This window comes from uncultured Aquincola sp. (assembly GCF_964001545.1).
In the GTDB taxonomy this organism is placed as follows: domain Bacteria; phylum Pseudomonadota; class Gammaproteobacteria; order Burkholderiales; family Burkholderiaceae_C; genus Aquincola.
This window is the reverse complement of record NZ_CAXFDV010000670.1, coordinates 21,811-30,020: the sequence shown is the minus strand read 5'-3', so window position 1 is coordinate 30,020 and position 8,210 is coordinate 21,811. Positions and strand designations below refer to the sequence as shown.

The 8,210-nt window shown below is 72.2% G+C and carries 8 protein-coding genes; all 8 read right to left on the bottom strand.

Annotated elements, in window-relative coordinates; translation table 11 throughout:
• On the bottom strand, positions 1-486 hold a 486-nt coding region (locus ABNT58_RS23675), incomplete at its 3' end, for a hypothetical protein (RefSeq protein WP_348755855.1).
• Entirely contained in the window at positions 486-2,129 is a 1,644-nt protein-coding gene (locus ABNT58_RS23670; RefSeq protein WP_348755854.1) for a hypothetical protein, read from the bottom strand. The genes ABNT58_RS23670 and ABNT58_RS23675, both read right to left, overlap by 1 nt.
• A gap of 25 nt (positions 2,130-2,154) precedes the next feature.
• On the bottom strand, positions 2,155-2,634 hold the full coding sequence (locus tag ABNT58_RS23665) for a hypothetical protein (protein ID WP_348755856.1): 480 nt from the start codon (positions 2,632-2,634) through the stop codon (positions 2,155-2,157).
• Positions 2,635-2,636: 2 nt separating this feature from the next.
• Positions 2,637-3,071, bottom strand: coding sequence for a tetratricopeptide repeat protein (locus ABNT58_RS23660; protein ID WP_348755853.1), 435 nt, complete (start codon positions 3,069-3,071; stop codon positions 2,637-2,639).
• Entirely contained in the window at positions 3,068-3,517 is a 450-nt protein-coding gene (locus ABNT58_RS23655) for a hypothetical protein (protein WP_348755852.1), read from the bottom strand. The genes ABNT58_RS23660 and ABNT58_RS23655 overlap by 4 nt, the downstream gene beginning before the upstream one ends.
• An 11-nt stretch (positions 3,518-3,528) precedes the next feature.
• Positions 3,529-4,800, bottom strand: coding sequence for a DUF6861 domain-containing protein (locus ABNT58_RS23650; protein WP_348755851.1), 1,272 nt, complete (start codon positions 4,798-4,800; stop codon positions 3,529-3,531).
• A 14-nt stretch (positions 4,801-4,814) separates the two neighbouring features.
• Complete coding sequence (gene tssI / locus ABNT58_RS23645) at positions 4,815-6,866, bottom strand: type VI secretion system tip protein TssI/VgrG (protein ID WP_348755850.1); 2,052 nt, start codon at positions 6,864-6,866, stop codon at positions 4,815-4,817.
• A complete protein-coding gene (locus tag ABNT58_RS23640; RefSeq protein ID WP_348755849.1) occupies positions 6,859-8,199 on the bottom strand; it encodes a tetratricopeptide repeat protein in 1,341 nt (446 codons plus the stop codon). Before ABNT58_RS23640 ends, tssI begins: the two co-directional genes overlap by 8 nt.
• Positions 8,200-8,210: the final 11 nt, after the last annotated feature.

Below are 8,210 nucleotides of genomic sequence, written 5' to 3'. Positions count from 1 at the left end.
GGGGTCGCCCTTGGCCAGCGCGATGGCCAGCCCCTGCACGAAGCCGGCGACCAGCGGCTGGGCCGCGGCCGGGTCGGCCACCGGCGGCAGGTCGAGCCAGCGCCAGCGCGGGAAGCTGATCGGCAGCTCGGTGCTGCGCTGCGCGGCCAGCGGGGGCTGGTAGATCTCGCCTTCGGGCACTGCGACCGACAGCTCGGCCAGGGTGCGTGCATTCAGCTCGCTGCCCAGGTGGCCGATGCGCGGCAGCAGCAGCCGCGCCTGTGCCGCCAGGCCGCCGGCGGGCACCAGGCGTGGGGCCACCGACGATGCTGGCGCTGGCGGATCGAGCAGCAACGCCAGGTGGTTGGTGCCCGACAGCAGGTACTCGTGCACCGGCACGTTCACGCTGCCACCGGTGGGCGGTGTGCGCGCCACCGGAACGTCGTTGAGCCGCACTTCGGCGGCGCAGCCGGTGGCGCGCAGGCGCAGCAGCAGCAGGCGTTCCATCAGCCCAGGCTCCAGTCGATGAGCGGCAGCGCCGGCAGCAGCGCCAGCTGGCGGTGGGTCAGGCCCAGCAGCGGGTCGTGCAGCAGCAGCGGCGCCATCACCGGCTCCAGCGTGGCGCGCACGAACCACTGCCAGCCGCTGCCGCCCGACTGCCGCGGCCGCAGGCCGGCCTGCAGGTGCAGGGCGCCGCTGCAGGGGCCGGCTTCGCGCCACACCAGGCCATCGTCATGGGCGATGGGGTCGACCGTGAGCGTGAAGGGCAGGCGCAGTTCGGTGGCCAGCGGCAGCACCGTCTCCATCAGGCCGGGCCGGGGCGTGTCGCGCAGCAGCGGCGTGCGCAGCGGGCCGTCGCCCTGCGCCTGCAACTGCACCCGGGCACGGCTGCCGCCCAGGTCGATCTCGCCTTCCAGCGTCAGGGCCAGGCTGCAGGCCAGGTCCAGTTCGCCGGCCACGCGCAGCACCGGTGCCGCGTCCAGGCCGGTCGCGCCTTCGCGCCAGCCCCAGGTCAAGGCCGCGCGGCCGGTGAGCAGGCCGGGCGTGGCCCGCAGCGTGGCCTGCTCGGCACTGCGTTGCCAGGCGGCCAGCAGCGCCTGCATCGCCTGCTGCCAGGCCTGCGCCAGCTGCTGGTCGAAGCCGGTGATCCAGCCGCGTGCGTCCACCGGCTGGCCATCGCGCTCGATGCGGCAGCGGGTGGCGGGCGCGGGCTGTTCGTCGGTGCCGGCTTCGCGCTGCATCACCCACAGCCACTGGTCGGCCGGCCAGGCCCAGACCTGCAGCGCCTGCGGGCCCAGCGGCACGCCCATGTCGCGCAGGCCGCAGGTGGGCACCTGCAGCAGGTGCACGGCGGGGCTGGTTTCTTCGGCCAGCGCCAGGCCCAGCGCCGGTGGCGGCGCGCCCAGGCTGGCCACCGGCCAGCTCACCGCCTTGGCTTCATGGCCGTGCCATTGGCTCAGGCCTTCGGGCGACAGCCAGCGGGCGGCCGGGTGGCGCTCGCCGCACACCGCATGCAGCGCCTGGCGCAGCTGCAGCCGCGCCAGCGGGCCGCGGCCGGCGGCATGGGTGAGCAGGTTCAGCCGATCGGGCGCGGGCTGGTCGGCGGTGATGCGCAGCGCGGCCGGCACCTCGGGGCCGGGCACGCGCTGCCACTGGCCGCCCAGCAGCCGGTATTCGTGGCGCCACTCGCTGTCCAGCACGCGCAGCTCCAGCGCCTCGATGTCGCAGGCCTGGCGGGGTAGGGGCGGGGCATCGGCGTCCTGCATGTGCAGGGCGGCATCGGCGTCGTCCAGCAGGCGGGCGTCGGCGCGCCGCAGCGTGGCCGCATCGCCGCCGCTGCGCTGCAATTCGGCCTGGCCCCGGTGCAGCACCTGGTGCAGCTTGACCAGCGGCAGCAGCCGCTCGTCGGCCAGCAGCGCCAGCGCCCATTCATGCTGCGGCTTCAGTTCAAAGCCGGGGCCGAAGGCAAAGCACAGGTTCAGGTAGCGCGCCTGCGACAGCGCATCCACCAGCCCATGCCGCGCGGCCGATTGGGCGGCGCTGGCCAAAAAGGCTTGCTGCCGCCCATCCAGCCGCTCGGCCACCGCGGGCCAGTGGGCGGCCAGGAGGTCGAAGATGTCGGTGAGGGGATTGGGTGGCGAGGCGGTCATCGGCAGTGGCAGAGGCCGTGGTGTCTCATGCCGGCGAGGCGGGAAGCGGGCGAAGCCAGAAGGGCGGCCCATGCAGACGGTCGTAGATCAACGGGCGCTTCTTGTCGATCATGAAAGCTGGCAGGTCGGCGAACACCAACCTGACGGGCTGATCCATGCCGAACTCGGCGCGGAAGGAAAGCGCCGCCTCGGCCGCCTGATCGACCGCCGTGAGCAAGGTGTGCATCAGTGGCCGATCCAACTCGGGCGGCGCGCGCTGCGTCAGGTGGTGACGCAAGGCGGCCAGTGCCCTGCGAGCCGCGGGCACATGGTCGGTGGGGATGTACCTGCATCGCAACCGGTCGGTGATCAAGCTTGCGGGTGCCTCCGGTGACCCTTCGAAGCCGCTGTCCTGGACCGCCTGGAAGAACACGCACAGCCTCGGCGCGGGTCCAACCTCGAACAGGCTGTGGCCACCCAACACGCCGATGTTCGGCGTTCGCGCCGGCTCGCACCTCGTCTGCACCGTCAATCCACCAGCCCCGCATCGCGCAGCCACTGCAGCCAGCGGGCGCCATCGGCTTCGGCCTGGAAGATGTCGGGCCCGTCCAGCATGTAGGCGCGCAGCAGGTGTTCGCGGGCTTCATCGTCGCGGCCGGTGCGCTGGGCGGCCTGGCCCAGGCGGTAGTGCACGAAGGGGTTTTCCTGCGCGCCGGGACCGTTGAGGGCGTCCAGCAGCGCCGCACGGGCCGAGGGGAAGTTGCCCAGCTGCCAGTACGCATCGCCAATGGCGGTGTGCAGCCAGGTCCAGGCTTCCCACCGCTGGGCGGGCGCCGGCAGCAGGTCCAGGGCGGCCTGCCAGGGTGCGATGGCAGCGCCGAAGCGGCCGGCGTCGAACGCCAGGTTGCCCTGCTCGGACAACTGCTCCACCTGCTGGTACAGCGCGTCGGGCAGGCTGCTCATGGCTTGGGCGCGCTGCCGGCGCGTTGCAGGTAGAACTTGAGGTACTTCGGGTCTTCGTCCTGGAAGGGCCGCCGCTTGAAGCGCTTGTACAGCGCATGAAAGCCGTCGAAGGCGGCATCCAGCTGTCCGGTTTCATAGGCCAGGGCGGCGGCGATGAAGTCGGCTTCCGAGGCGTCGGGCGAGGGGGCGTACACCTCGCGCATGCGTTGCAGCCAGACGGCCGCCTTGTCGAACTGCCGCGTCTGCATGAAGAAGGCGACCAGGCCGGAGGCCATGGACTGCGCCTGGTCGTAGGCGGCCTGCGGTTCGGGGATCTGCGACCACGCGGCCAGGAACTCGGTTTCTGCGCCGGCCAGGTCGCCGGCCTGCCACGCGGTGCGGCCGCGGCCGGCGTGGGCGAGCAGGGCTTCGGCGGCCGGCGCCGGCAAGGGTTGGGGGGCGGGCATCGGTGTCCTCGTCATTTCAACGGCGGCAGGTAGCGCTCGGTCTGGCCCAGCACGGCGCCCGCCGAGCGGTTGAGCCGGTAGTAGTCCAGAGTGTAGTTATCGGGGTTGAGCATGAACGCGCGGACCTCCGGCGCCTTGGCGCCGAACTGGCGCAGATGCTGGTTCCATTCGGTCACCGCATCCTTGCCCGCCACGTGCGTCATGTCGGCCTTGGACAAGGGCTGCCAGCGGCCGTCGCTGGCCAGGATCTCGGGCTTGCCGGTCACCACGTTGTCGCGCAGGGTGCCGTCGGCGCGCATGCGCTCCTGCACCTTCAGGCCGGTGGGCGAGTTCTTGCCCGGCGTGCGGCCCATGTAGCGGGTGCGTGCGCTCTGGGGCCGGCCGGCCGGTGCGGGCGCAGCCGCAGCCGGCGGCGGCGGTGGCGGCGGGGCCGCTGGCCGCAGCTGGGAAGGCGTGGCCGCCTGGCTGCGGGTGGTGACACCGGCGCCGGTTTCGCGGTGCGGCCGCAGCCTCGGGTTGCGCACCAGCGACTGGGCATTGGCCGCCACCCAGTCGGCAAAGCCGGCGCCCAGCCGGCTCTGGCGCAGTGCGGCGATCAGCTCGTTGGCCGAGTTGGCGGCGCGGCCGCTGGCGCCCGCGGCCTGGCCCAGTGTGAGGCGGGCGACGATGGCCATCAGGATCAGCAGCATCAGCCGCGCCACGGCGTGCGCCATCAAGGCGCCGGCGGCCTGCACGTCGGCGTTGCGGCGCGGCGTGCCGTGAGCGTCCCAGGCCAGGCGCACCGCCTGCGTGACCATGCCGCTGACTTCGCCCAGGCCACGGCCGATGGCCACCGCCAGAAAGCCCAGGCCCAGCCAGCCCAGCAGGGCGATGCCCAGGTCGGTGCCCAGCGTGGCGCCGGCCGCGGCACCGGGCACCGCGCCCACGCCGCCGGCCAGCGCACCGATGGCCGCGCCCACCACGCCGCCCAGGGCCGCGGTGGCACCCACCACGGCCACCATGGTCAGCAGCCCGGGCAGCAGGCCTTGCAGCAGCTGGCGCAGTTCGTAGCCGGTCTCGTGCGCGATGGCGGCCGGCGCCAAGGCCAGGCCGATGCCGCTGGCCTCATGCACACAGGCGGCGCGGTGCCACAGCGTCAGCGGGTCGAGACCGCTGGCGGCATGGGGCTGCGCGCCCTGCACCGCGCCGGGCGCGCAGCCCGGCATGCGCGGCAGCGTGCCGTCCTGCGTCTGCAGGCTCTGCTGGCCGCCGCAGGTGGGGCCGGCCAGCCGGTACTGGCCCACTCAGCAGCCTCCGTTCACGGCAGCGGGTCCGCCGGCTTTTCCACCGCCGCGGGCTCGGCCGGCGCTTCGGGCGACTTGGGCGAGGCGCCGTTGCCGGCGCCCGGGCTGCCGCCCGAATTGACCTTGACCATGCCGCCGGTGATGGACACATCGCCGCTGGTGAGCACCACCGACGAGCCGCCGCACTTGAGCGTGAGCGTGGCCCCCGCCTCGATGACGACGTTGGCACCGCCCTTGATGTGCACGTTGGCCGCGGCTTCCACGCCCAGGTTGGCGCCCACCTTCTGCACCATGTCCGCGCCCGACTTGATGGACACCACCGCGCTGGACTCCTGGACCAGGTCGCCGGTGACCTTGAGGCCGTAGGCGCCGCCCACCTCGTTGGCACTCTTGCCGGTGATCTTCAGGCTCTGGTCACGGCCCACGCTTTCCTTCAGGTCGCGGGCCATCTTGCGTTCGACGTCGCGCTGCAGGTCTTCCTTCAGGTCGCGGGCGACGATGCGGAAGGCATCGCGGCCCACCCACACCGCCGAGTCGTTCTTGACCTGCTGGTAGTAGTCCTTCTCGGCATGGAACCACACGTACTCGCTGCCCTTCTTGTCCTCGAAGCGCAGCTCGTTGAAGTTGGCGCGCTCGGCCTCCTTGCTGGACTGGCTGCGCCAGGTGGACACCGTCTTGTGGGTGGGCAGCTCGTAGGGCACCACCTGCGTGGCGTTGTAGACGCTGCCGGTGACCAGCGGCCGGTCGGGGTCGCCCTCGATGAAGTTGACCACCACTTCCTGCCCGATGCGCGGCAACGCGACCATGCCGAAGCCCTTGCCCGCGCTGGGGCTGGACACCCGCACCCAGCAGGAGCTGTTCTCGTCGTTCTGGCCCAGGCGGTCCCAGTGGAACTGCAGCTTCACACGGCCGTATTCGTCGGTGTAGATCTCTTCGCCCGAAGGGCCCACCACCACCGCCGTCTGCGGCCCCGGCACCGTGGGCTTGGGCGTGATGCGCGGGGGGCGGTACACCGTCTGCGCGTCCAGCGCCGTGAAGCTGCAGCGGAACCAGTGATCGCCCTGGCCCGATTGCTGGTCGGTGTAGCCCGCGTCGATGCGGGTGGACAGCAGCACGTACTCCGCGTTCTCGGCGTTGCGGGGGTGGCCGCTCAGGTGGATGCGGTGGCCCGCAGCCAGCGTGCGCACGCCGCCGCTGCCGATCTTGCGGCGCGCGGCAGCGCCCAGCTCGTCCAGCCGCAGGCCGGCGTAGCGGCTGCCGGCCGATGCGGCCTGGTAGTCGCCGGGCGGGTCGTAGTGCTCCAGCGCGGTGTCGGCGCCGGTGCCATCGGCCGTGACGCTGGCGCTGAGCGAGGTGTCGGGCGTGGTGAAGTTGTAGTCGTCCAGCGTGACCTTGCCGGTGTGCACTTCCAGGCTGCCGCGCCATTCGCTGAGGTATTCGTCGGTCATCGCGCCGTAGGCCTGCTCGGCGAACAGCACCGTGCCGCTGCCTTCGTACGGCGTGTGGGCCGACATCGCATCGACGATGACCATCGTGTGCTGCGCATCGGTGTGCTCGAAGAAGTAGTACAGCCCTTCCTGCTCCATCAGCCGGCTGACGAAGTTGAAGTCCGATTCGCGGTACTGCACGCAGTACTCGTAGGTGGGCAGGCTGCCCGTGACGTTGAAGCGCACCGCGTGCACGTAGGGGCCGAACACCGCGTTCAGGATCTCCTGCGCGTTCTTGTTCTGGAAGATGCGGGTATCGGCCCGGCGCGTGAGCAGCCACAGCCAGGGCCGCAGCACCAGGCGCACGGTCAGGGCGCCGGCGGCATAGCCGTCCACGCCGGCGGCGGCCACCACGCCATGGAAATGCCGCAGCTGGTTGTCGGCCAGCTGCAGCGAGACATGCGCCGTGCTGCCGACCAGGCTGTCGATGTCCAGCTCGAAGTCGGCGGCCAGCGCGGTGACCTGGAACTCGAACGGCCGGCCCATTTCCTCATGGGCCGACAGGCTGCGCACATGCAGCGCGTCCTCGCCCAGCGAGGTGGTCAGGCTCATCAGCGGGGTCACGCTGGCTTCAGGCATCTTGTCTCCGGGTGGTGACCAGCCAGCCATGCACCGGCTGGCCTGCTTCGCGGCGCAGGATCACCGGTTCGAGCTGGGGCGCGGCCAGGCCGGCGGCGGCCACTGCACGCGCCAGGTAGGGCTGCGAATGGCTGTAGCGGCCATGGTGCTGCAGCCGGTGGTCGGCGGCCTCGTCGGCATGCGCCTCGACGGTGAACACCAGCAGGCCACCGGGGCGCAGGCTGCGCGCGGCCGCGGCCAGCACCGGATCGAGCTGGCCGAAATAGCACAGCGTGTCGGCCGACACCACCGCGTCGTAGGCGCCAGGGTGGTCGGCCAGCCAGGCGGTCAGCTCGGCCTGGTGCAAGGCGTCGTAGCCGCCGCGGCGCTGCGCCTGTTCCAGCATGCCGGCCGACAGGTCCACGCCCACCAGCTGGCCGGCATGGGGCCGCAGGTGCTGCGCGCACAGGCCGGTGCCGCAGCCGGCGTCCAGCAGCTGCAGCGCCGGTGTGGCGGGCGCGGGGCCCAGCAGCTGCGCCAGCGCCTGGCCCACCAGCGCTGGGGCGCAGTAGTCCAGCGCCGCCAGCCGCTCGTCGAAGCTGCCGGCGAAGTTGTCGAACACCTCGGCCACATAGGCGTCGGGCGCCCGCGCGGGCACATCCTGCCCGGTGACGGCGGCCAGGTGATGGCGGGCCTGCACGCTGTCCGGCTCCAGGGCCAGCCATTCGCGGAACACCGCGGCCGCCTCCTGCAACCGCCCGCCCTGTGCATACACGATGCCCAGCAAGCGGCGGATGCGGCCTTCCTGCGGCTGCAGTTCCAGCGCGCGGGTGAAGAGCGCAAAGCACTCGGCCAGGCGCCCGGTCTGCGACATCACCGCGGCCAGGTTGAGGTGCGCGTCCACATGGTCGGGGTCGCGCGCCAGCAGCTGGCGCAGCCAGGCCTCGGCCTCGGGCAGGCGCTGCAGCCGCATCTGCATGCAGGCCAGGTTGTTCAGCACCTCCAGGTGGTCGGGGTCCAGCAGGCGGCATTGCTCATAGGCCTGCGCCGCCTCTTCGCCGCGGCCGGCTTCCAGCAGTGCATTGCCCAGGTTGTTGTGCCAGGCCGCCATGCCGCCATCGAGCTGCACCGAGCGTTGCAGCAGCGGCAGCGCTTCCAGCCGGCGGCCGCGCTGGTGCAGCAGCATGCCCAGGAAGTGCGTGGCATTGGCCTCGTCCGGCTGCAGCGCCAGCAGCCGCCGGTACAGCTTCTCGGCTCCTTCGAGCCGCCCCTCCCGGTGCAGCCCGATGGCCATGCGCAGGGCTTCGTCGAAGCTGACTTCGACGGCGGGTGGGGAGGCGCTGGCGGGGTTCATGGGGGGCGTCC

What these genes read in the sequence shown, in the direction of transcription:
- ABNT58_RS23655 (WP_348755852.1), bottom strand. Translation starts at nt 3,517, where the DNA reads ATGCCCGCCCCCCAACCCTTGCCGGCGCCGGCCGCCGAAGCCCTGCTC.
- ABNT58_RS23670 (WP_348755854.1), bottom strand. Translation starts at nt 2,129, where the DNA reads ATGACCGCCTCGCCACCCAATCCCCTCACCGACATCTTCGACCTCCTG.
- tssI (WP_348755850.1), bottom strand. Translation starts at nt 6,866, where the DNA reads ATGCCTGAAGCCAGCGTGACCCCGCTGATGAGCCTGACCACCTCGCTG.
- ABNT58_RS23660 (WP_348755853.1), bottom strand. Translation starts at nt 3,071, where the DNA reads ATGAGCAGCCTGCCCGACGCGCTGTACCAGCAGGTGGAGCAGTTGTCC.
- ABNT58_RS23640 (WP_348755849.1), bottom strand. Translation starts at nt 8,199, where the DNA reads ATGAACCCCGCCAGCGCCTCCCCACCCGCCGTCGAAGTCAGCTTCGAC.